The organism is Pseudomonas sp. NFACC14 (assembly GCF_900106885.1).
Lineage (GTDB): Bacteria > Pseudomonadota > Gammaproteobacteria > Pseudomonadales > Pseudomonadaceae > Aquipseudomonas > Aquipseudomonas fluorescens_AA.
The window spans coordinates 274,720-295,167 of sequence record NZ_FNOA01000004.1; the positions used below are offsets into that span (position 1 = coordinate 274,720).

A 20,448-nucleotide genomic window follows, 5' to 3' on the forward strand; every position below is an offset into this window, starting at 1 on the left:
GCCTCAGGCCGGGCTCCGGCCTGGCATCTCGATACCGTGCTGGTGCACCCGCCGATACAGGGTCGCCCGGGAAATGCCCAGGGCCCGGGCAGCGGCGGTGGGTTTCCAGCGGTGGCGCACCAGGGCATCGAGCAGCGCCTGGCGTTCCGGGCTGGCGCTCGGCTGCGGTCCATGATCGGCGGCGTCCGCGCGGTGCAATGACTCGGGCAGGTGGCTGAGTTGGACCACGCTGGCTTCGCACACCGCGCAGGCATAGCGCAGCACATGGCGCAACTGGCGGACATTGCCCGGCCAGTGATAACCGAGCAGGCATTCCAGCGCCGCGCTGCTCAGTTGCACCGTCTCCCCACAAAGCGTCGATTCCTCGGCAAGCATTCGATTGATCAGCGCCAGCCGGTCGCTGCGTTCGCGCAACGGCGGTAGCTGGAAACGCGCGCCACCGAGGCGGAAATACAAATCCTCACGAAACTCGCCAGCGGCCACCAGGGTCTCCAGGTCGCGGTGGGTGGCGCAGATCACTTGGATGTCCACGGCCTTGCGGCGGGATGCCCCCAGCGGCGCCACTTCACCCTCGGCCAGCACCCGCAGCAGGCGGGTCTGCAAGGCCAGCGGCATGTCACCGATCTCATCCAGGAACAAGGTGCCGCCATCGGCCTGTTGCAGCAGGCCTTGCATGCCTTTGGCCGAGGCTCCGGTGAAGGCGCCGGCGACGTAGCCGAACAATTCGCTTTCGATCAGGCTTTCGGGAATGGCGGCGCAATTCAACGCCACGAAAGGGCGATCATGGCGCTGGCTGGCCTGGTGCAGCTGCCGGGCGAACACTTCCTTGCCGGAACCGGTTTCGCCCTGGATCAGCACCGGCAGGTTGCGATCCTTGACCCGTACCGCCAGGCGCAGGCTGTCGGTCAGGCGCGGATCGATCTCGGCCGGCGTCATCGCCACCCGCGGACGCGGAGTGGCCCGCTGGCGTGGGGCGCTCAAGCGGGCATGCAAAGCGTGATCGAGGAAGCAGAGGCTTTCGTCCCGGGCCCGGTGCAGCCGCTGCTGGTCGAACACCTGGCCGATGTGTTGCGGCAACTGCCCGTAATGCTGCAGCAGGTATTGGCGGGCGGCGGGGTTCAGGGCTTGCAGGCAACCGTCGTCGTCCCAGGCGAACAGGAAGTCCGGCTGGCTGTCGACGTAGCCGGCGTTGCGATGGGCCCGCAGCACCCAGTAGCCCTGGGCACTGCTCATGAAAAACGCCTGCTCGATCTCCCGGGCGCTCTGCACCACCATTTGCCGGATCAGGTGCTGCGAGCGCCGATCATCCGGCGAGCGCACGGCCGACACGTCCAGCACCCCGAGCAATTCGCCCTGGGGGTCGAAGACCGGTGCGGCGGAGCAGGTCAGGCCAATGAACGCCGCGCGGAAATGGTCGCGCTTGTGCACCGTCACCGGGGCTTTGCCCGTGAGCACCGCCGCCACGCCACAGGTGCCTTCTTCACCCTCCGACCAGCACGTGCCCAGGTACAGCCCGGCCTTGCGGCAGTCATTGCGGATCGTGGTTTCCACCCGGTAGTCGATGGTCTGGCCCTGGGCATCGGTCAAGAGCACGCAGTAGTCGGCATCACGGACCCGGCCATGGAGGCGGGCCACTTCTTCGCTGGCGATATTGAGGAACAGCTCGGAGCGCTCGCGGCATTGCTTGAGCACGTCCTGGGACAGGATGCGCGGGCCCTGCAGCGAACCGGGGTCCAGGTGATGTTGCTCCAGGGAGCGACGCCAGGAGTCGAGGATCAGGTCCGGGACCGGCAGTTGAGGCAATTGCGCCGCGTTTTTCACCACGCGGCTGACGCAATCCACGTGCGCCCGGGAGTGAGCGGAAAGCATAGAGGCCTCCGATTCAGCTTCTTGTCGTTGTGCGCACATTAAGCGCCGTTCGCCGGGTGCCGACAAGCACGACGGGTTGTTCGGGCAGGTGTGAGACGCCACGTCTCAGCGTCTCGCCGCCACCTCGTGCAGGCTGACATGGAGCGTCTCAGCGGGGCTCGCCTGGCCGCATCGAACATCCCGCCTGGACCGCTCTGGCCCGGCTGTTTCCTGGGTTTTTCCGGTAACTGGCACCGCCCTTGCTCTACCCCTGGAGCCCGCCTGACGGGTCATCCAATAATAACAACGAGGTGCCTATGTTCTCCTGCCCAGGCCGTTCGCCTGTTCCTCCCGTGGTGGCACCATGAGCCGCCGGCCACTGACCGTGGGCATCATCGCCAACCCCGCATCGGGCCGCGACGTGCGGCGCCTGACCGCCAATGCCGGGCTGTTTTCCAGCACCGACAAGGTCTCGGTGATCCAGCGCCTGCTGGCTGCTTTCGGTGCCACCGGCATCGAGCAGGTGTTGATGCCCACCGACATGATTGGCATGGCCGCCGCTGTGCTGAAGAACAGCCACAGCCGCCAGGCCCGCAGCAGCCACTGGCCGGCCCTGGAGTTCCTCGACCTGACCCTGCGCCAGACCGTCGAAGACACCCGCCGGGCCGCGCGCCTGATGGCCGAGCGTGAGGTGGCGCTGATCGCCGTGCTCGGTGGCGACGGTACCCACAAGGCGGTGGCCGCCGAAGTGGGGGACATCCCGTTGCTGACCCTGTCCACCGGCACCAACAACGCCTTTCCCGAGCTGCGCGAGGCCACCAGTGCCGGGCTGGCCGGTGGGTTGTACGCCAGCGGCCGGGTCCCGGCGCAGATCGGTTTGCGCCGCAACAAGCGTTTGCTGGTTTGCGACGCCGGACGTGGCCTGCGCGAAATCGCCCTGGTGGACGTCGCCGTGTCGCCCCTGCGGTTTGTCGGCGCCCGGGCCATCAGTCGGGCACAGGACTTGGCCGAAGTCTTCGTGACCTTCGCCGAACCGCAGTCCATCGGCCTGTCGGCGCTATGCGGCTTGTGGTTTCCGGTGTCACGCCAGGCGCCGGGTGGTGCCTGGATGCGCCTGGACCCGCAATCCTCCGAAGCGCTGCTGGTGCCGCTCGCGCCGGGCCTGTTGCAGGGCTGTGGCGTGCTCGCCGCCGGCCCCCTGGAACCTGGTGTCGCCCATGGCCTGTCGCTCTCCAGCGGCACCCTGGCCTTGGACGGCGAGCGGGAAATCGAATTCAACGTGCATGACCGGCCCACGGTCACCCTCGATGCCGGCGGTCCACTGAGCATCGACGTCAACGCGGTGCTGGCCTACGCCGCGCAACAACGTTTGCTGGCCATCGGCCGCGAACACCCGCAACACCCTCTGAACCTTCAAGACACCCCTGGAGAATAAAAATGTCGACACCGCTCACCCACGATCAACTGCTGCACGCCTACCAGGTGATGCGCACCATCCGCGCCTTTGAAGAGCGCCTTCACGTGGAGTTCGCCACGGGTGAAATCCCCGGGTTCGTCCACCTGTATGCCGGCGAAGAAGCCTCGGCCGCAGGCGTCATGGCCCACCTGGGCGATGACGATTGCATTGCCTCCAACCACCGTGGCCATGGTCATTGCATCGCCAAGGGCGTGGACGTCTACGGCATGATGGCCGAGATCTATGGCAAGAAAACCGGCGTCTGCCAAGGCAAGGGCGGCTCGATGCACATCGCCGATTTCGAGAAAGGCATGCTCGGCGCCAACGGCATTGTCGGCGCCGGCGCGCCCCTGGTGGTCGGCGCGGCTTTGGCGGCCCGGCTCAAGGGCACCGACAGCGTCGCCGTGGTGTTTTTCGGCGACGGCGGCTCCAATGAGGGCGCGGTGTTCGAAGCCATGAACATGGCCTCGGTGTGGAACCTGCCGTGCCTGTTCGTCGCGGAAAACAACGGCTACGCCGAAGCCACCGCGTCCAATTGGTCGGTGGCCTGCGATCACATCGCCGATCGCGCGGCCGGGTTCGGCATGCCCGGCGTGACTGTCGACGGCTTCGACTTCTTTGCCGTGCATGAAGCCGCCGGGGCTGCCGTCGAACGCGCCCGTGCCGGGGAGGGGCCGTCGCTGATCGAGGTCAAGCTGACCCGCTACTACGGGCACTTCGAGGGCGACGCCCAGACCTACCGGGCCCCCGACGAGGTCAAGCACTTCCGCGAAAACCAGGACTGCCTGATGCAGTTCCGCGAGCGCACCACCCGGGCCGGCTTGCTCACCGTCGAGCAGTTGGACCAGATCGACAAGGAAGTGGACCTGCTGATTGAAAACGCCGTGTACAAGGCCAAGTCCGATCCCAAGCCCTCCGCAGCGGACCTGCTGACCGACGTCTACGTCAGCTATCCCTGAACGCCCTCCTGAACAACAAGAATAGAGAACTCCATCATGGCGAGAAAAATCAGCTATCAGCAGGCAATCAACGAAGCGCTGGCCCAGGAGATGCGCCGGGACTCAAGCGTGTTCATCATGGGTGAGGACGTGGCCGGTGGCGCTGGCGCCCCCGGTGAAAACGACGCCTGGGGCGGTGTACTTGGGGTGACCAAGGGCCTTTACGACCAGTTTCCCGGGCGCGTGCTGGACACGCCACTCTCGGAAATCGGTTACGTCGGCGCGGCGGTCGGGGCTGCCACCTGTGGCGTACGCCCGGTGTGCGAACTGATGTTCGTCGACTTTGCCGGGTGCTGCCTGGACCAGATCCTCAACCAGGCGGCGAAGTTTCGCTACATGTTCGGCGGCAAGGCTTCCACGCCCCTGGTGATCCGCACCATGGTCGGCGCCGGCCTGCGCGCCGCCGCCCAGCATTCGCAGATGCTCACGTCCTTGTGGACGCACATTCCGGGGCTGAAAGTGGTCTGCCCGTCATCGCCTTACGACGCCAAGGGCCTGCTGATCCAGGCGATCCGCGACAACGACCCAGTGATCTTCTGCGAGCACAAGTTGCTCTACAGCATGCAGGGCGAAGTGCCGGAAGAGCTCTACACCATCCCCTTTGGCGAGGCCAACTTCCTGCGCGACGGCAAGGACGTGACGCTCGTATCGTACGGACGCATGGTCAACACCGCGATGGACGCCGCGCGCAGCCTGGCCGGGCGCGGTATCGACTGCGAAGTCATCGACCTGCGTACCACCAGCCCGATGGACGAGGACAGCATCCTCGAAAGCGTGGAGAAGACCGGGCGCCTGGTGGTGATCGACGAGGCCAACCCACGCTGCTCCATGGCCACCGACATTTCCGCGCTGGTGGCACAAAAGGCCTTCGGCGCGCTCAAGGCCCCGATCGAAATGGTCACCGCGCCGCACACGCCGGTGCCGTTCTCCGATGCCCTGGAAGACCTGTACATCCCTGACGCGGCGAAGATCGAGCAAGCCGTGCTCAACGTGATCGAGTGGAGCAAGCGCTGATGAGCCAGATTCATACCTTGACCATGCCCAAGTGGGGCCTGTCGATGACCGAGGGCCGGGTCGATGCCTGGCTCAAGGAGGAGGGCCAGGCCATCACCAAGGGCGAGGAAGTGATGGACGTCGAGACGGACAAGATCTCCAGCAGCGTCGAGGCGCCGTTCTCCGGAATCCTGCGCCGGCAGGTTGCCCGCCAGGACGAAACCCTGGCGGTCGGCGCCTTGCTTGGCATCGTCGTCGACGGCGAGGCCAGCGACGCCGAGATCGACGCGGTCATCGAGCAGTTCCAATCCAACTTCGTGCCCGGTGATGCAGCCGATGAAGACAGCGGCCCGACACCGCAGAAAGTCGAGTTGGACGGCCGGGTGATCCGCTATTTCGAACGCGGCGAGGGCGGCGTGCCGTTGGTGCTGGTGCACGGTTTCGGCGGCGACCTGAACAATTGGCTGTTCAACCATGAAGCACTGGCCGCCGGGCGTCGGGTCATTGCCCTGGACCTGCCGGGCCATGGCGAATCTTCGAAAACCCTGCAACGCGGCGACCTGGACGAGCTGAGCGGCGTGGTGCTGGCCTTGCTCGATCACCTGGACATCAACGCGGTGCATCTGGTGGGGCATTCCATGGGCGGGGCGGTGTCGCTGAATGCCGCGCGCCTGATGCCTCAGCGGATACGGTCGCTGACTTTGATCGGCAGCGCCGGGCTGGGCGCGCAGATCAACGGCAGCTACCTGCAAGGTTTCGTCGAAGCGGCCAACCGCAACGCCCTCAAGCCGCCACTGGTGCAATTGTTCTCCAATGCCGAGCTGGTTACGCGGCAGATGCTCGACGACATGCTCAAGTACAAGCGCCTGGAAGGCGTGGACGCCGCCCTGCGGCAACTGTCGGCGACGCTGTTCGCCGACGGTCGCCAGCAGGTGGACCTGCGCGAGGTGGTGCAGGCCGGCCACGTACCGACCCTGGTGATCTGGGGCAGCGACGACGCAATCATCCCGGCGGCCCACAGCGAAGGGTTGGATGCCCAGGTCGAAGTGCTCCCCGGCCAGGGCCACATGGTGCAGATGGAAGCGGCCGAGCAGGTCAATCGATCGATTCTCGAGTTCATCGCACAGCACTGACCCAGCGGGCGGCGATGAATCGCCGCCCCATAAAATCCTCTGGAGGCAACTATGAACGTTTCAATCAAGCCGACCCGCAGCATGCGCGCCGCCGTCTGGCATGGCCGCAACGACATTCGCGTCGAAGACGTGCCACTGCCGGTTTCGCCGCCCGCCGGTTGGGTGCAGATCCGCGTGCAATGGTGCGGCATCTGCGGCTCGGACCTGCATGAATACGTGGCCGGGCCGGTGTTCATCCCGGTGGACGCGCCGCACCCGCTGACCGGGATCAAGGGCCAATGCATCCTCGGCCACGAGTTCTGCGGCGAAATCGTCGAACTGGGCGCTGGCGTCGAGGGTTTCAGCGTCGGCGAACCGGTGGCGGCCGATGCTTGCCAGCACTGCGGCACTTGTTATTACTGTACCCACGGGCTCTACAACATCTGCGAGAACCTGGCCTTCACCGGGCTGATGAACAACGGTGCCTTCGCGGAGCTGGTCAACGTGCCGGCGAACCTGCTCTACAAACTGCCTGCCGACTTTCCGACCGAGGCCGGTGCGTTGATCGAGCCGCTGGCGGTGGGCATGCATGCGGTGAAAAAGGCCGGCAGCCTGTTGGGTCAGAACGTGGTGGTGGTCGGTGCCGGGACCATCGGGCTGTGCACCATCATGTGCGCCAAGGCGGCCGGCGCGGCCCAGGTGATCGCCCTGGAAATGTCCGGTGCCCGCAAGGCCAAGGCCCTGGAAGTCGGCGCCAGCCACGTGATCGATCCGAACGAATGCGACGCCCTGGCCGAAGTCCGCCGCCTGACCGCTGGCCTGGGGGCCGATGTCAGTTTCGAGTGCATTGGTAACAAGCACACCGCCAAGCTGGCCATCGACCTGATCCGCAAGGCCGGCAAATGCGTGTTGGTGGGCATTTTCGAGGAACCGAGCGAGTTCAACTTCTTTGACCTGGTCTCCACCGAGAAGCAAGTGCTCGGCGCGCTGGCTTACAACGGTGAGTTCGCCGATGTGATCGCCTTCATCGCCGACGGACGCCTGGACATCTCGCCGCTGGTGACCGGGCGCATTCAGTTGGAGGAGATCGTCGGGCAGGGCTTCGAGGAACTGGTGAACAACAAGGAGCACAACGTGAAGATCATCGTGTCTCCCGCACGGATCTGAGAGCGCCCGGGTGGGCGATTTGGCGATGGCCGGCAGCGGCCGTCGCCTTTTTTTCGGCGTAGCGCTTCAGTCGGGCCGATAGTCTCGCCAGACAGTTGCTTCGTTGAGTTGCAGTGTTTGTTCTTCTTGCTGCCGAAACCTACGGTCGCAGTCGAGGAAAAACTCATCGAGCTGCGGTGGCTTGACACCCGTGCCGCTGAGCATCGAATGCACCTGGCCGCGGTGATGGATCTGATGTTCGAACAGGTGCAACAGCAGTCGGTCGATTCGTTCGAGCACCACACCGTCGGCACGCATCAGGTCGACGGAGCGGGCGAGGTCTTTTTCTCGCAGTGATTCGCAGAAGGTCACCAGCCGCTGGTCGGTTTGAGCCTGGCTCTGCATGAGCTGGGCAAAGGGCAGGGTCTGGGAGAAATCTTTTATCTGGCCATCCCGGTCACCTTCCAGGGCGGTGAGGTAGTAACGGTCCACTTCCAGGATGTGGCAAAGCGTGGCTTGGATGGACGGGAAGAATCCCGTGCGCGGCGCGGCGTAGTCAGCCTCGCTCAACTGCGCGCAGGCGCCGAGCAGCCTGTGGTTGGCCCATCGGTTGTTCAGGGCCTGGGCCAGGAAATAATTCATGGGAAGCCTCGTCAAACTTTGTGGGAGCGAGCCTGCTCGCGATTTAGTCGGCACATCCAGCATAGCCGCTTCAGGCAGACCGCTATCGCGAGCAAGCTCGCTCCCACCGTTTGAATCCCCTGGGCTCACTATCGCGTATTCACCACAAATCCCTGTGGGAGCGAGCAAGCTCGCTCCCACCGTTTGAATCCCCTGGGCTCACTATCGCGTATTCACCACAAATCCCTGTGGGAGCGAGCTAGCTCGCGATGGCGGCGTCCCAGTCACCGCCAGTTAGCGCCATGCCCCGGGGTCAAAGCCCCACATCCGGCAACGCCGGCCGATTGGCCATGGCCTTGGCCATGATTTGTTCCACATACAGCCGATCTTCGTCCGGCAAGGCCAGGCGCGGTGGGCGGGTGAGGGCGCTGCCGCGGCCGGCGATGGCTTCGCACAGCTTGATGCATTGCACCAGATCGGCGCGGGCGTCCAGGTGCAGGATCGGCATCAACCATTCGTAGATCGGCATCGCTTCGGCGAACCGTCCGGCGCGGGCCAGGCGGAAAATGGTCTCGCCTTCCTTCGGGAACACGTTGGACATGCCCGAGACCCAGCCTTCGGCGCCCACGGCAAGGCTTTCCAGCACCACGTCATCGAGGCCTGCGAACAGCACAAAGCGATCGCCGACTTCATTGCGCACGTCGATGAAGCGCCGGGTGTCGCCAGAGGAGTCCTTGAAACACACCACGTTGTCGCAATCGGCCAGGGAAATCAGGATGTCCGGGGTCACGTCATTCTTGTAGATCGGCGGGTTGTTGTAGACCATCAGCGGCACATCGGCGTGGCGGGCCACGTAGCGGAAATGCTCGGCGGTCTCGAAGGGTTTGGAGCCGTAGACCAGCGCCGGCATCAGCATCACCCCGTCGACGCCCACCTTGCGCACCGCGTTGGCGACCTTGGCGGCCTGCACACTGGTGAACTCGGCCACGCCGCAAATCACTGGCACGCGGCCGCGGGAGGCGTCCACCGCCACTTCGGTCACAGCGATTTTTTCCTCGGCGCTCAGGGACGTGTTTTCCCCCACCGACCCACAGACCACCAGGCCGGAAACGCCGTCCCGAATGACGTTGGAAATCACTTGGTGGGTTTTTTCCAGGTTGATGGAAAAGTCATCGTTGAATTGCGTGGTGACGGCAGGGAACACGCCGCTCCAGTTGATGCGTTTGCTCATGGGTTGTCTCCGGTGGTTAATGGTATGTGGCGAGGGGATTTATCCCCGTTGGGCCGCGAAGCGGTCCTGAAATCTGGCGACTCGGTGTATCAGTAGGAACCAGGGGGCTGCTTCGCAGCCCAGCGGGGATAAATCCCCTCGCCACAGGGGTGTGTGCAAGTTGAAAGATCATGCGCCAGGCCAGGTGTCGGAAAGCCGATAGCCCTGCGGCCACGGGTCGTCCGGGTCGAGCAACAGCTGATGGGTCCCGGTGATCCACGCCCGTCCGGCGATGCACGGGTAAATCGCCGGGCGTCCGGCCATGTCGGTCAGTGAGTCGATGCGGCAGTGGAATTCGGAGCCGATGATCGAGCGGCCGATAAACCGCTCGCCCACCTGCATCAAGCCCTTGGCCTGCAACACCGCCATGCGTGCCGAGCAGCCGGTGCCGGTGGGGGAGCGGTCGATCTTGCCAGGCTGGATCACCACGGCGTTGGCGCCAGTGGCGATACCATTCTCCTGGACGATGGGCGCGGCGATCTGGCAGAACGAGATGTGCGACCAATCAGGATTCAACGGGTGCACGAAGCCCAGTTGTTCGTTGGCGGCGCGGGTGATCTTCAAGCCCACGGCCACCAGCTCGGCGGCCTCGTCGGGGCGAATGGCAAAGCCCAGGCGTTGGGCGTCGACGATGACAAAGCTGTCGCCGCCATAAGCGGTGTCCACCTGCAGGGAGCCCAGGCCTTCGACTTCGATCCAGGCATCGAGGCGGTCGGCGAAGGAGGGCACGTTCTTGATCTCGACCCGTTGCACCTTGCCGTCGCGGCAGTCGGCCACCGCTTCGATCAGGCCGCCCGGCGCTTCCAGCACCAGGCGGGTCTGGGGTTCGGTCATCGGCAGGATGCCGCTGTCCAGCAACACGGTGGCGACGCACAGCGAGTTGGAGCCGGACATCGGCGGCGTATCGGCCGGTTCCATGATGATCCAGGCCATCTGCGCACGCGGGTCCTTGGCTGGCACCAGCAGGTTGACGTGGCGGAACACACCGCCACGGGGTTCGTTGAGGACGAAGTTGCGCAGGGCCTGGTCCTGGGCGATCCAGCGTGACTGCTCCCACACCGTGGCACCGGGTGGTGGCGCGACACCGCCGACGATCACATCGCCGACTTCGCCTTCGGCGTGGCAACTGACTACATGGATGATTTTTGATGAGCGCATGAGTCAAATCCTTGGGTTGTCTGGTCGGGCCTCATCGCGAGCAAGCTCGCTCCCACATTGAAATACGTTCCCCTGTGGGAGCGAGCTTGCTCGCGATAGGGCCATCCGCTATTTCACCGACTTGAGAAACGCCGCCGTCTCCGGCTGCACCGGGTTGCCGATCACCTGGTCCGGCGGGCCGATTTCATGGACCCGCCCATTGCAAAAGAACGCCACGCGGTCGGACACGTCCCGGGCGAAGCGGATCTCGTGGGTCACCAGCACCATGGTCATGCCGTCTTCGGCGAGCATGCGCATGGTGTCCAGGACTTCGCCCACCAGTTGCGGGTCCAGGGCCGAGGTGGCTTCGTCGAAGAGCATGTAGTCCGGCGACATGGCCAGCGCCCGGGCGATGGCCATGCGTTGTTGCTGGCCGCCGGAAAGCTTGCCGGGGAAGGCCTTGAGCTTATCCCCCAGGCCCACATGTTCAAGCTGCTTCACCGCCAGCGCCTCGGCGTCCTGCCGGCTCTTGCCCAGCACCTTGCGCGGCGCCAGCATCACGTTCTCCAGCACGGTCAGGTGAGGGAAAGCATTCCATTGCTGGAAGACGATGCCGATCTTCTGCCGCAAGCGATTGAGATCAGTGGCCCGGTCGTGAACCTCGATGCCGTCCACGCGGATGCTGCCTTTCTGGATGGGCTCCAGGCCGTTGATGCACATCAGCAGGGTTGACTTGCCAGAGCCGGAGCCGCCGATGATCGACACCACTTCGCCCTTGTCCACCGTCAGGCTCACACCCTTGACCACTTCCAGGGCGCCGAAGGCTTTATGCACGTTTTCGATCTCAATCATTTTCCTGCCACCTTCTTTCCAGGCGTGCGCCGAGGCGGGCGACCACCAGGCTCATGACGTAGTAAATGAGGCCCGCGATGCACAGCACCAGCAGGGGTTCCTGAATGCGCGTGACGATGGTTTGCGACGCCCGCAGCAATTCGACGATGCCGATCCACATCACCAGCGCGGAGTCCTTCATCACGCCCAGCACCAGGTTCAGCCAGCCGGGAAAGGCCACCCGCGTGGCAATCGGCAGGACGATGAAGCGCAGGTCCTGCACATAGCTCAGGCCCAGCGACCGGCTGGCCCGGCGGGTGCTCGACGGCACCGCCAGCACGCCACCGCGCACGATTTCGGTGAAGTACGCTGCGGCGTAGACCCCGAGCACGATGCAGCCGACGGCGAAGGCGCTGAGGTTCAGGCCGGCGATGCTCTTGAGGGAGTTGAACAGCACGAACTGGATCAGCAGCGGCACGCTGCGAAACACGTCCAGCAGCCAGGCCAGTGGCAGGCTGGCCCGCGGCAACAGCGCCCGCAACAGGCCGAACAGCAACCCGGCGAAGGTGCCCAGCAGGATCGACCACACGGTCAGTTGCAGCGTGACCCAGGCCCCCTCGAGCAAATACAGCAGGTCGTTGACGCTGAGGCTTGTAGAAAACATGACCCACCCTCCTCAGTAACGAAACAAGCGCCAGGACACTAGTCGGGCCAACCCGACGATCAGCTTGGCGATCAGGTAATACAGCACCGCCGCGAGGGCGAAGTATTCGAAGGTGCGGAAGGTCTTGACGTTGTATTCCTGGGTGACGCCGGTGAGGTCGTTGTTCAGGCCGACCACCACCCCCAGGGACGTCATCAGCACCGCCCAGACCATCTGGTTGGTCAGCGGGTAGAAGACGATGCGCAACAGTTGCGGGACGATGATCATCCGGTAGGCCTGGAAGGCACTCATCCCCAACGAACGGGCGGCGCGCATTTGCGTACCGGGCACGGCCTTGAGGCCGCCGCGAAAGTTTTCCGCCAGGTAGCCGGCGTTGTTGAAGGTGATCCCTGCCAGCAAGGCCAGCCAGGAACTGACGTGCAGCCCGAGGGAGCCGAGGCCGAAGTAGAGGATGTAGATCTGGAACAGCGAGGGCGTGTTGCGGGCGATGGACACCCAGCCATTGCCCACGCCCCGCAGCAAGCGATTCGGGGCCTGGCGCATCACGGTCAGCACCAGGGCGATCAGCACGCCGAAAATCATCGACAGCGCGGCGGTCTCGAAGGTCACCCAGGCCCCGGCGAGCATGTCGGGCAGGGCGCGCAAGGCCGGGCGCCATTGGAAGCTGTAGTCAAACATGGGTCGGGCTCCCGGTGCGGTTCGGTTGTAGCCACGTCGGCGGCTGGCCGCGAGTCGCGGCGTTGCACGCGGCCTCGACGCAATCGGCGAGAGCGGCAAAGTGCACCCCGCGACCGACCAGGCCGGGTGCGTAGTGGGCGTATTTACCGGAGTTGGTCATCAGTGTGGTGGCGTGGGGCGGAATCACAGGCTCACCCAACATGCACCAACAGGTGTCGGTCACCAGCACCGCGCCGAAGGCCTCGATGGCGGTCAGATACCCGGCTTTGCGGGCCTGCTCCAGCACCGCCCGGCCGCAGGTGATCGCCAGCACCACATAGGGATGCTTGACCCGGCCCGCGCACAAGGTCGCGAGGGCGGCGAACTCGCTGAGGGAAAAATGCGGATTGCCCAGGGACACCACGTCCACCCAGTTATCCCGGGCGCTGTTGAGTTCGCGCCAACTGGCAAGCAGGCCCGCGGCATCGACGCTTTCCTGTGGCAACGCGACGTCGCGCTCCAGGACATCGGCCGGCTCGAGGGCTTCCGGTGTCACCCCGGCGATGTGGAACAGCGGCGCGGCGCTGGTGGTGGCGAACGCGGCGCCGAAGGCCTTGAGGTCGTCCAGGCTCGGTGCGGCGTGTTCCAGGCCGCGTATCAGCGGAATACGCCGGCCGGCCAGACTACCGATGTGGTAGCCCAGCAGCGGATAGAAACTGTCGTCGACCCTGCCCAGCGCCGGCACGTCGACGATCAACCGGGCCTTGCGCGGGTCGTCGAGATGGCAGCCGGTCAACGGCGCCCGCCCGCACAGGGCGATGCAGATGTCGAGGAAGTCCGGGTACTTTTGCGTGCGCGCGCCCAACACGCTGTTGGCATAGACCACCGCGTTGGATTCGGCCCAGACGATTTGCTCGCCGGCTTTTGGCGCGGTGTCCAGCAGGTAGGGGGCACAGGTGAAACTCAGTTGGGCGCCCATCGCCATGTAGGCGTCGCCCAAGGCACTGGCAGGCTCGCCCAGGGCCGGCTCGACGCCCAGCTCGCGCCAGCGACGCTGGTCCACGGAGATGGAATTGAGGGTGGTGGGTACACGGACTTTCGCGCCCCACTGCACCAGTTGTTCGGCAAAGCGCAGGCTGGCGGGACCGGTGTAGATGCAGCCGTCGATGTGGGCCTGGGTCACGTCCAGCAGTTGCGTGGCGCCCTGGATCTCGGCCATGCGCAGCACGATGTGCATCGCCACTTGGGCGGCCTTGCCATGGCTGCCGTCGAGCAATGCCCGGTCGTGTTCGGTCAGCCCCAGGGTTGAGAAAGTGGGCGGTTGCGACGCCGCGTACGAACCTTGCCAGCCGTCGTCCAGGGGCCGGCCAGACAATGTCAGGACATCGCCTTCCAGACGGACAAAACCCTGGCCGCGCAGACCATTGAAGGCCTCGTGCCCCACGCACAACACCGGCAGCGAACGCTGGAAAATCACCTGCGCCACCAGCACGCCCAGGGTCAGGATTTCATCGGCTTCGGCCAGCACCAGGGCTGCGGGGGCGTGGCCGTTGCTGATCAGCTCCATCAAGACGCTGCTGCCGGTGCAGGAGCCGCGTCCGCTGGGAATCGCCAATACGCGCCCGGCCAGGTGCTGGCCACTCAAGGGATGGTGCCGGTCGATGACCTCGCCACTGGCCGGATCGACTCCGCCCCAGAAACTCAGCCCGACCTCGGCGAACAGCAGGGCGCCCTGGGCGGCACCCTCCACCAGGCTGCGGCCTTTCACACGGACAGGCGTGCTTGGCATGCGCCGATCCTCAGTAGTAGACCTGGGGGACGGTGAGGTTGGCCGGCGGGATGTCGGTACCGACCCATTTGACGAACAGCTCCTTGTAGCGACCCGTGCGCACCTGCTGGTTGACGAACAGGTTGAGGTAATTGAGCAGGCCGTACTCGCTGCGCTTGGCGCCGAGGGACACGTAGTCGATGACGTAGGGCGCGTCACCGGCGATCTTCAGGCCCTTGTACTTGCCCGACTTGATCGTCGCGGCGGCCACGGTGTTGGTCACCACGGTGGCATCGATGTGCCCCTGGGCGACGGCCAGCAGGGTGTCGTTCTGCGACTGGTAGGCGCGGAAGCTGCCGCTGCCCCAGCTCTTCTGGTCTTTCTCCAGGGCGATGGCTTCGTAGGTGCTGCTGGTGTTGCCCAAGGCCTTGCCCTTGAGGTCGGCGTAGCTGTTGATGCCGGTGTTGTCGCGGGTCAGCACCACCATCTGGAAGGCGAAGTAGGGCACGGTCAGGCCGACGGTCTTGGCTCGCTCCAAGGTGTCGGAAGTGGAGGCGACGATGACGTCGGCGCGGCCCGACAGCAGCGCGGGGATTCGGTCGGAGAACGGCGTTTCCACCACTTCGGCGTCTACGCCGAGGACTTTCGCCAGGTCTTGGCAATAGTCCACGTCGAATCCCGCCGGTTTGTTGCTTTCGTCGCGAAAGCCCATGGGCGGGAAGTCCAGGGTCACGGCGCAGCGCAGTTTGCCGGAACCGATGATGTCGTCGAGTTTGTCGGCGTGGGCCGGGGCGATGAAAAGCGGGGTGAGGACAACGCTGAGGGCTACAGCCAATGCAGGGTTTTTCATAAATGCCTCGCTGTCGAATAAATGCGGTGAGATATCGTATTGAGGATTTCGTATACGATATTAGATAAGCAAGCAGCATGCCTGTTTCGGGTTGAGTCGCAGTAATTGTGTGGGAGGACTGACCTAGAGGCTTTTCCGGCGGACGGGGCACATAGAGGCAGGGGCTGCGTTGGCCCGTGGTGTTACAGATGGGAGCAACCATGGGACCCGATGCCCCATCAGGGAACAAGGGATCAGCGCTGATTCTCGCGATACTGGCTGGGGGACAGGCTGGTCAGGGCGCGGAACTGGCGACTGAAGGCGCTGTGATCGGTGTAACCGCAGCGCAGGGCGATCTCGGTGATCGGCAGCTCCTGATCGAGCAACAACCGCGAGGCTTCCTCCAGCCTGGCCTTGTGAATCATCTGCCGCGGCGTGAGTTGGAAGATGCGCTTGCAGTGGCGTTCCAGTTGCGCCACCGACAATTCGGCGATGGCGGTCAGCTCGGCAAGGCTGATGGGGCGGGCGAAGTGCTGCTTGATATGGGCGTCCACCGCCGCCAGTTTGTGAAACGCCGGGTGGCTCGATTGCGGCAGTTGCAGGTCGCGGGAAATGCCGGCCAGGCCGACGATCCGGCCATCCGGGTCGTGCAGGGCGAGCTTGTGGGTCAGGCACCATACGGGCTGGTTGCCGTAATACAAATGCAGTTCGAGCTGGTCGGCCAACTCCCGCCCGCTGGCCAGCACCCGGCGATCCTGTTCGGTGTACAGCGGGCCGAAGCGTTCGGGGAACACCTGGTCGGCGGTGAGGCCGAGCAGGTCGCCGCGGTGTTTGAAACCGCAGCGCCGGGCCAGGGTCTGGTTGACGAAGGCGTAGCGGGCCTGCGGGTCCTTGATGAAAAACACCACGTCCGCGAGGGTGTCCAGCAGCGGGGCGATGGGCTGCAGGCTGCGCAGCAGGGTGTCGAGGTCGCAAGGGGCTAGGGAGGTGAGCGAGGGGTACATGGCCGGCGTCGTCTTTTTTTGTGGGGGCGATGGCGCAGTGTCAGTCGAAAATGTGCTGCCTGTCACGCCGCCTTCGCGAGCAGGCTCACTCCCACATTGGGGGCCGCGGTGTCTCCTGCAAACCTTCTATGGGAGCGAGCTTGCTCGCGATGGCGTCAGTGCATCCGACATCGATGCAAGCTGACCCACCGCTATCGCGAGCAAGCTCGCTCCCACAGGGGATTGGGGTGAGTGCAGATCAGTCAGGTGGGCGGGGTTTCTGCCAGGTTCAGCAAGGTCTCGATCCGCGCCGGGCTGAAGGGCGGGCGCGGCAGGGGTGGGGTCCAGCCGAACAGGTGTTCCAGGGCGGCGCCGCACACTCGGCCCTGGCAGGCGCCCATGCCGCAGCGGCTGGCCAGTTTCGCTTCGCGCCAGTTGTCATGGCCGGCCAGTTCGCCATACGGTACGTCCTCGCAGCGGCAGACCAGGGTGTCCGCCGTGGGCAGGGTCTTGAGTCGTGGATCGAGGGCAAAGGCCGTGTTCAGGGCCCGGGCGAAACCCTGCCAACGTGCGCGACGGGGCCACAGCTGTTGGGCGGCGCTGCTGTTGCCGACGGCGGCATGGCCGGCGATGGCGCCTTCCACCAGCGCCAGTTCGCTGCCGCCGAAACCGGTGCACTCACCGGCGGCGTAATGTTCGCGGCGAGAGGTCGCTTGCCAGGCGTCCACCGCCAGCGCCTGGTCTTCGACCGCGCAGCCCAAGGCCAGGCCCAACTGGGTATTGGGAATGAGCCCGAAACCGCAGGCGAGCCGATCGCAGGCCAATTCAATCGTCTCGCCTTGCTGTTGCAGGCGCACGCCCTCCAGCCGGTCCCGGCCGAGCGCTTCCACCACATGGGTATCGGTGCGGTAGTGCCGGTCGAACAGGCTGAACGATTGGAAAAACTTCCCCGGCCAGCGTGGTAATTGCGCGGCGAAACCGGCGACGGCGCCGCGACGGGCCTGCTCGGCGATGCGTACCACCTGTGCGCCCTGATGCTTTGCCGTGGCGGCGCTGGCCAGCAGCAAGGGGCCGCTACCGGCGATGACCAACCGTTCGCCGCGCACCGGCAAGCCGCCCTTGATCAACGCCTGCAACCCGCCGGCGCCGGTCACGCCGGGCAGTGTCCAGCCGGGAAACGGCAGCAGCAGCTCACGGGCACCCGTGCACAGGATCAAGCGCTCGTAGCTGATCTGCCAGCCGCGCTCGGCGTCTTCCACCAGCAAGGTTTTATCCGCCGCGCAGGCGATCACGCGAGTACCGGCATGGCAGCGTACGTTGGTGCAGGTGTGCAGTTGATCGCGCAGGCGGCGGGCGGCGGCGGGCAGGTTGGCCTGGGGGCCGTCGCGCCAGATCTGCCCGCCGGGCAGCGGGTTGTCGTCCAGCAGCACGATGCGTGCACCGCTGCTTGTCGCGGCGAGGGCAGCGGCCATGCCCGCAGGGCCGGCGCCGATGATCAGCAGGTCGGTGGTTTCGTTCATGGTCGGGTCTGCACATGCATGCCATCGAGGCACAAGGTCTGGCAGGCCAGGCGGCGACGGCCATCGATCAACACCCGGCACTCCTGGCAGATGCCCATGCCGCACAAGGGCGCCCGTCGCTGGCCGCTGACCGAGGTGCGACTGCAACCGTCCGCGCCCAGCGCCAATGCCGCCGCGACGCTGGTGCCGTTGGCCACTGACAAGGGGTGGCCGTCGAGAAATAAATCAGGCATGGGAACAATCCCCCAGGGGTAAATGGATATCAGCGCCAAACGCCCATCCCGTGGCGAGGGAGCTTGCTCCCGCTGGGGCGCGTTGTAGGAGCTGACGAGTGCAACGAGGCTGCGATCTTTCCCCAGACACTTGAATTTCAAACGAAAGATCAAAGTCAAAAGATCGCAGCCTTCGGCAGCTCCTACGAACCGAGCGGGAGCAAGCTCCCGCGCCACAGGTGTGGGCGTCAGGCTCAGGCATGGACGGGTTCTCCCAGGAAGCGCTGCGGCAGGTAAGGCTGCGCGGGCAGCGGCGAGGTTTCGTTGAACAGCTGCGCCACCAGCAGGTCGGCCGTCGCGGGCGCCGTGGTGACCCCCAGGCCTTCGTGACCGACCGCCAGCCACAGCCCCTTGCGCTGTGGATGTTGACCCACCAGCGGCAAGCCATCGGGGCTCGCCGCGCGAAAACCGGTCCAGGCCCTGATGCCGTTCAGATGCGCCAGCCCTGGCATGTATTCGACGGCGCGCTTGAGCATCTTCGCCAGCATCCAGCCTTCCACCTGCGGATCGACGCTGCCGAACTGCCGCGAGGCGCCGATGAACAATTGTCCGGTCGGACGTGGTTGGATATTGCACGCCACCGACGGCCCGCTGGCGTTATGGGCGCTGGTGACGTAGCCCAGTTCCACCAGGGTGTGAGTGACGGTGGCGGGGTAGCGGTCGGTGATCACCAGGTGGCCCTTCTTCGGCTCGATCGGCAGTTCCGGGCATAACTCGGTGGCCTGGATGCCATTGGCGAGGACCACCGCGTCGGCGCTCAGCCAGCGACCGTCGCCGAGGCGCACGCGGTTTCCGTCGACTTCGCTGACCTGGGCTCGCTGCTGGCGAATGTTGGGCGCGTCCAGCATCCAGCGGGCGGCTGCCGGAGCGTAGAGGATGCCGTCGCCCTTGATCAGCAGCCCGCCTTCCAGCCCTGGGCGTAGCTCGGGTTCACGCTGTTGCAGAGCGGCTTGGCCGATCAATTCGCAGGCTTCGCCATGGGCCAGCAGGTTCAGGTATTTACTCTGGGCCACCGCCATTTCTTCGGCACTGGCCGCCAGCCACAAGGTGCCGTTGTTACGCCAGGCACAACCCTCGGGCAGGGCCGGGGCCAGTTCGCGCCAGCGTTGCAGGGAGTATTGACTGAGGGCCAGTTCCGCCGGGTTGTCATCCAGCACCAGCAGATGCCCCATGCCGGCTGCCGTGGCGCCGTGCCAACCGGCGTCCAGCACCAACACGTTGACGTTGCGCCGGGCCAATGCCTGGGCACAGGCTGCGCCAATGATGCCCGCGCCGATGATGATCACGTCGGCGACATGGCCCTGGCTCACGGGCGAATGCCCCAGGCGAACGGGTCGTCCGCGTCGATGATCAGGGTGGTTTCGGCGCTGATGTAGGCGCGACCGCGAATGGTTGGCACGATGCGCTCGCCCGAGCGTTCGTAGGAACCTTCGAACTCGCTGCCAATGACACTGGCCTGGCGCCAGATCTGTCCAGGCTGCAGTTTTCCATCGGCCGCCAGGCACGCCAGTTTGGCGCTGGTACCGGTGCCGCAAGGGGAGCGGTCATAGGCCTTGCCCGGGCAGAGCACGAAGTTGCGGCTGTCGGCTTGCGGGTCATCGGCAAACAGTTCGATATGGTCGATCAGGCCGCCGTCCTCGCCGCGAAAACCCTGTTGCTCCAAGGCTTGCTGCACGGCGTAGGTGTAGGCGGTCAATGCGTCGAGGTTGTCGCCGGCCACGCGCTGGCCATGTTCGGCGATCAGGAAAAACCAGTTGCCGCCCCAGGCCACATCGCCCACCACCGGGCCGATGCCGGGCACTTCCAGGGCCAGTGCCTTGCGGTAACGATAGGCCGGCACGTTGCGCACGCTGACCGAGCGGTCTTCGTGCAAGGTTGCCTGTACCGTGCCCACCGGGGTTTCGATGCTGTGCACGCCGGGGCCGATCCTGCCCAGGTGGGCCAGTGACGCCACCAGGCCGATGGTGCCGTGGCCGCACATGCCCAGGTAGCCGCTGTTGTTGAAAAAGATCACGCCGGCACAGGCGCTCGGGTCCACCGGTTCGCAGAGCAGCGCCCCCACCAGCACATCGCTGCCCCGGGGTTCCAACACGCAGGCGGTGCGCCACGCGTCATGCTCGGTGGCCAGGCGTTGCTTGCGCTCGGCCATGCTGCCCTGGCCCAGGTCAGGAAAACCGTCGGTAACCAGTCGGGTCGGTTCGCCGCCGGTATGGGAATCGATCACGGTGATGCGTTTCATGGGAGGGCCACGTCCGTTCAGGTGAGTGACGGTAAGCGTGGCCCGCGCCCAGGGCTGAAGGCTTGATGGTTTTATCTGTCGCCGATGACGAAATCGGCACAGCG

Annotated in this window: 19 protein-coding genes; 5 read left to right on the forward strand and 14 right to left on the reverse strand. The window is 65.1% G+C overall.

The window, feature by feature from the left end:
• Positions 1-3: 3 nt before the first annotated feature.
• Entirely contained in the window at positions 4-1,869 is a 1,866-nt protein-coding gene (locus BLU85_RS09775) for a sigma-54-dependent Fis family transcriptional regulator (RefSeq protein WP_092198386.1), read from the reverse strand.
• 343 nt (positions 1,870-2,212) lie between these two features.
• Here BLU85_RS09775 and BLU85_RS09780 point away from each other — a divergent pair, with 343 nt between their 5' ends.
• The 5 genes from BLU85_RS09780 to BLU85_RS09800 all read left to right on the forward strand — a co-directional run bounded on the left by BLU85_RS09780 (position 2,213) and on the right by BLU85_RS09800 (position 7,574).
• Entirely contained in the window at positions 2,213-3,283 is a 1,071-nt protein-coding gene (locus BLU85_RS09780) for an ATP-NAD kinase family protein (RefSeq protein ID WP_092198389.1), read from the forward strand.
• A 2-nt stretch (positions 3,284-3,285) separates the two neighbouring features.
• Positions 3,286-4,263, forward strand: a complete 978-nt coding sequence (locus tag BLU85_RS09785) for a thiamine pyrophosphate-dependent dehydrogenase E1 component subunit alpha (protein ID WP_092172937.1) — start codon at positions 3,286-3,288, stop codon at positions 4,261-4,263.
• A gap of 36 nt (positions 4,264-4,299) precedes the next feature.
• The gene (locus BLU85_RS09790) at positions 4,300-5,316 is read left to right on the forward strand and encodes an alpha-ketoacid dehydrogenase subunit beta (RefSeq protein ID WP_047228964.1); all 1,017 of its coding nucleotides are present in this window, start codon (positions 4,300-4,302) and stop codon (positions 5,314-5,316) included.
• On the forward strand, positions 5,316-6,428 hold the full coding sequence (locus BLU85_RS09795; RefSeq protein WP_092198392.1) for an acetoin dehydrogenase dihydrolipoyllysine-residue acetyltransferase subunit: 1,113 nt from the start codon (positions 5,316-5,318) through the stop codon (positions 6,426-6,428). Before BLU85_RS09790 ends, BLU85_RS09795 begins: the two co-directional genes overlap by 1 nt.
• 81 nt (positions 6,429-6,509) lie before the next feature.
• Complete coding sequence (locus tag BLU85_RS09800) at positions 6,510-7,574, forward strand: 2,3-butanediol dehydrogenase (protein WP_256572833.1); 1,065 nt, start codon at positions 6,510-6,512, stop codon at positions 7,572-7,574.
• 66 nt (positions 7,575-7,640) lie between these two features.
• Here the strand turns inward: BLU85_RS09800 and BLU85_RS09805 are convergent, their stop codons facing one another.
• From BLU85_RS09805 to BLU85_RS09865, 13 genes are all read right to left on the reverse strand, one after another.
• The gene (locus BLU85_RS09805; RefSeq protein WP_092198397.1) at positions 7,641-8,195 is read right to left on the reverse strand and encodes a DinB family protein; all 555 of its coding nucleotides are present in this window, start codon (positions 8,193-8,195) and stop codon (positions 7,641-7,643) included.
• A 292-nt stretch (positions 8,196-8,487) separates the two neighbouring features.
• A complete protein-coding gene (locus tag BLU85_RS09810) occupies positions 8,488-9,405 on the reverse strand; it encodes a dihydrodipicolinate synthase family protein (protein WP_092198400.1) in 918 nt (305 codons plus the stop codon).
• Between the two features lie 168 nt (positions 9,406-9,573).
• The gene (locus BLU85_RS09815) at positions 9,574-10,602 is read right to left on the reverse strand and encodes a trans-3-hydroxy-L-proline dehydratase (RefSeq protein ID WP_092198403.1); all 1,029 of its coding nucleotides are present in this window, start codon (positions 10,600-10,602) and stop codon (positions 9,574-9,576) included.
• Between the two features lie 108 nt (positions 10,603-10,710).
• Positions 10,711-11,433 carry an amino acid ABC transporter ATP-binding protein gene (locus BLU85_RS09820; RefSeq protein ID WP_092198406.1) on the reverse strand — a complete coding sequence of 241 codons (723 nt, stop codon included), beginning with the start codon at positions 11,431-11,433 and terminating at the stop codon, positions 10,711-10,713.
• Entirely contained in the window at positions 11,426-12,076 is a 651-nt protein-coding gene (locus BLU85_RS09825) for an amino acid ABC transporter permease (protein ID WP_092198409.1), read from the reverse strand. The genes BLU85_RS09820 and BLU85_RS09825 overlap by 8 nt, the downstream gene beginning before the upstream one ends.
• A 12-nt stretch (positions 12,077-12,088) precedes the next feature.
• Positions 12,089-12,754: an amino acid ABC transporter permease gene (locus tag BLU85_RS09830; protein ID WP_092198412.1), complete on the reverse strand. Its 666-nt coding sequence runs from the start codon at positions 12,752-12,754 to the stop codon at positions 12,089-12,091.
• Positions 12,747-14,522, reverse strand: coding sequence for a cis-3-hydroxy-L-proline dehydratase (locus tag BLU85_RS09835; protein ID WP_092198415.1), 1,776 nt, complete (start codon positions 14,520-14,522; stop codon positions 12,747-12,749). Before BLU85_RS09835 ends, BLU85_RS09830 begins: the two co-directional genes overlap by 8 nt.
• A gap of 10 nt (positions 14,523-14,532) precedes the next feature.
• Positions 14,533-15,351, reverse strand: a complete 819-nt coding sequence (locus BLU85_RS09840; protein WP_072404405.1) for an ABC transporter substrate-binding protein — start codon at positions 15,349-15,351, stop codon at positions 14,533-14,535.
• A gap of 233 nt (positions 15,352-15,584) precedes the next feature.
• Positions 15,585-16,334: an AraC family transcriptional regulator gene (locus tag BLU85_RS09845; RefSeq protein ID WP_092198419.1), complete on the reverse strand. Its 750-nt coding sequence runs from the start codon at positions 16,332-16,334 to the stop codon at positions 15,585-15,587.
• 242 nt (positions 16,335-16,576) lie between these two features.
• Positions 16,577-17,833, reverse strand: coding sequence for an NAD(P)/FAD-dependent oxidoreductase (locus tag BLU85_RS09850; RefSeq protein ID WP_092198422.1), 1,257 nt, complete (start codon positions 17,831-17,833; stop codon positions 16,577-16,579).
• Complete coding sequence (locus BLU85_RS09855; RefSeq protein ID WP_060742051.1) at positions 17,830-18,066, reverse strand: 2Fe-2S iron-sulfur cluster-binding protein; 237 nt, start codon at positions 18,064-18,066, stop codon at positions 17,830-17,832. Before BLU85_RS09855 ends, BLU85_RS09850 begins: the two co-directional genes overlap by 4 nt.
• Before the next feature lie 233 nt (positions 18,067-18,299).
• Positions 18,300-19,415: an NAD(P)/FAD-dependent oxidoreductase gene (locus tag BLU85_RS09860; protein WP_092198425.1), complete on the reverse strand. Its 1,116-nt coding sequence runs from the start codon at positions 19,413-19,415 to the stop codon at positions 18,300-18,302.
• Entirely contained in the window at positions 19,412-20,344 is a 933-nt protein-coding gene (locus tag BLU85_RS09865; RefSeq protein WP_092198428.1) for a 4-hydroxyproline epimerase, read from the reverse strand. The genes BLU85_RS09860 and BLU85_RS09865 overlap by 4 nt, the downstream gene beginning before the upstream one ends.
• Between the last annotated feature and the right edge of the window lie 104 nt (positions 20,345-20,448).

Bases quoted from the DNA above. Each gene is read 5' to 3' on its own strand.
- BLU85_RS09850 (WP_092198422.1), bottom strand. From the start codon at position 17,833: ATGAACGAAACCACCGACCTGCTGATCATCGGCGCCGGCCCTGCGGGC.
- BLU85_RS09855 (WP_060742051.1), bottom strand. From the start codon at position 18,066: ATGCCTGATTTATTTCTCGACGGCCACCCCTTGTCAGTGGCCAACGGC.
- BLU85_RS09805 (WP_092198397.1), bottom strand. From the start codon at position 8,195: ATGAATTATTTCCTGGCCCAGGCCCTGAACAACCGATGGGCCAACCAC.
- BLU85_RS09865 (WP_092198428.1), bottom strand. From the start codon at position 20,344: ATGAAACGCATCACCGTGATCGATTCCCATACCGGCGGCGAACCGACC.
- BLU85_RS09800 (WP_256572833.1), top strand. From the start codon at position 6,510: ATGCGCGCCGCCGTCTGGCATGGCCGCAACGACATTCGCGTCGAAGAC.
- BLU85_RS09810 (WP_092198400.1), bottom strand. From the start codon at position 9,405: ATGAGCAAACGCATCAACTGGAGCGGCGTGTTCCCTGCCGTCACCACG.
- BLU85_RS09815 (WP_092198403.1), bottom strand. From the start codon at position 10,602: ATGCGCTCATCAAAAATCATCCATGTAGTCAGTTGCCACGCCGAAGGC.
- BLU85_RS09835 (WP_092198415.1), bottom strand. From the start codon at position 14,522: ATGCCAAGCACGCCTGTCCGTGTGAAAGGCCGCAGCCTGGTGGAGGGT.
- BLU85_RS09825 (WP_092198409.1), bottom strand. From the start codon at position 12,076: ATGTTTTCTACAAGCCTCAGCGTCAACGACCTGCTGTATTTGCTCGAG.
- BLU85_RS09780 (WP_092198389.1), top strand. From the start codon at position 2,213: ATGAGCCGCCGGCCACTGACCGTGGGCATCATCGCCAACCCCGCATCG.
- BLU85_RS09775 (WP_092198386.1), bottom strand. From the start codon at position 1,869: ATGCTTTCCGCTCACTCCCGGGCGCACGTGGATTGCGTCAGCCGCGTG.
- BLU85_RS09820 (WP_092198406.1), bottom strand. From the start codon at position 11,433: ATGATTGAGATCGAAAACGTGCATAAAGCCTTCGGCGCCCTGGAAGTG.
- BLU85_RS09845 (WP_092198419.1), bottom strand. From the start codon at position 16,334: ATGTACCCCTCGCTCACCTCCCTAGCCCCTTGCGACCTCGACACCCTG.
- BLU85_RS09790 (WP_047228964.1), top strand. From the start codon at position 4,300: ATGGCGAGAAAAATCAGCTATCAGCAGGCAATCAACGAAGCGCTGGCC.
- BLU85_RS09840 (WP_072404405.1), bottom strand. From the start codon at position 15,351: ATGAAAAACCCTGCATTGGCTGTAGCCCTCAGCGTTGTCCTCACCCCG.
- BLU85_RS09830 (WP_092198412.1), bottom strand. From the start codon at position 12,754: ATGTTTGACTACAGCTTCCAATGGCGCCCGGCCTTGCGCGCCCTGCCC.
- BLU85_RS09785 (WP_092172937.1), top strand. From the start codon at position 3,286: ATGTCGACACCGCTCACCCACGATCAACTGCTGCACGCCTACCAGGTG.
- BLU85_RS09795 (WP_092198392.1), top strand. From the start codon at position 5,316: ATGAGCCAGATTCATACCTTGACCATGCCCAAGTGGGGCCTGTCGATG.